This is a genomic window from Halosimplex halobium (genome assembly GCF_051414055.1).
GTDB lineage: Archaea > Halobacteriota > Halobacteria > Halobacteriales > Haloarculaceae > Halosimplex > Halosimplex halobium.
The window spans coordinates 1-940 of the sequence record NZ_JBLKNX010000049.1; the positions used below are offsets into that span (position 1 = coordinate 1).

At 56.9% G+C, this 940-nt stretch carries 1 protein-coding gene; it reads right to left on the reverse strand.

The features are described from left to right. Positions 1-32 precede the first annotated feature (32 nt). Positions 33-863, reverse strand: a complete 831-nt coding sequence (locus tag ACMGFG_RS24215; protein WP_436932852.1) for an IS5 family transposase — start codon at positions 861-863, stop codon at positions 33-35. Positions 864-940: the final 77 nt, after the last annotated feature.

Here is a 940-nt window from a genome sequence, read left to right on the forward strand (position 1 = left end):
GGCTGTGTTGAATCGCTGTAAGGCGGTAGATTTCACTGTTTCACAGCCCGCTTGATGTTGTAGACAACACACATCAGGGCAACCTCGCGGAACTCACGAAACCAGGAACGCGCTCGGACGGCGAAGCCGAGCGAGCGCTTGACTGCCGAATTGACGGTTTCGGTCATTGAGCGCTGATTGTACAGTTCATCGTCGATGCGGGCATTGTGCGCGTGGTCGTAGGAGGCGAAGACACGATGTTTGATCAGTGGTCTGATCCCGAGGTCACGCAGGGCTTCGCGGAGCGCGTTCTTGTCATAGCCCTTGTCTGCAGCTAATGTTCGCAGATCGCCCGCGTTCCGGCGGGCGATCTGCTCACAGAGGTCGGCATCACTTCCGTCACGGGTCGTCGAGCAGTGTACGTCGAGGATAGCCTGTGTGTCTGTATCGACGAGTTTCGTGACTTTGAGCTTCTGCACGCGGTAGTCTGTGCGGTTACAGTAGTGACGGCTCGCAGCAGACCGCTCGTAGAAGGTAGCGTCCAGTCCACCGTGTTTCGTGGGGTCGTGCAGCTGCGCCGACTGGCGCAGCAGCACTCGACAGAGGCTCATACTAATCTCATCGAAGGCCTTACACAACGTCGATGGATGTGGGAGATCGTCCGCTTCAAGGCCGATCTCGCCGATTATTTGTGGCATCTCTTTCAGAATATCGATGGTCATGCGGTAGGGTGTGTCAAGGTAAATCCGGAGACAATGGAGCGAAACCATCGCGTAGTCGGCGAATCCGCCGCCTCCTTCCGGGGCGGCGGATTCGTCTCCATCGCCAGTAACGCTTTTTGCAACCGGGACAACTTCCCCAATGAAGCGGGAGATTTGGGTCATGGACAACCGGAGTCTCCCGCTTCAACTCCTTTGATTTAGCGGACTACTCCGACGCCATCTGGCGATTCAACGCAGCC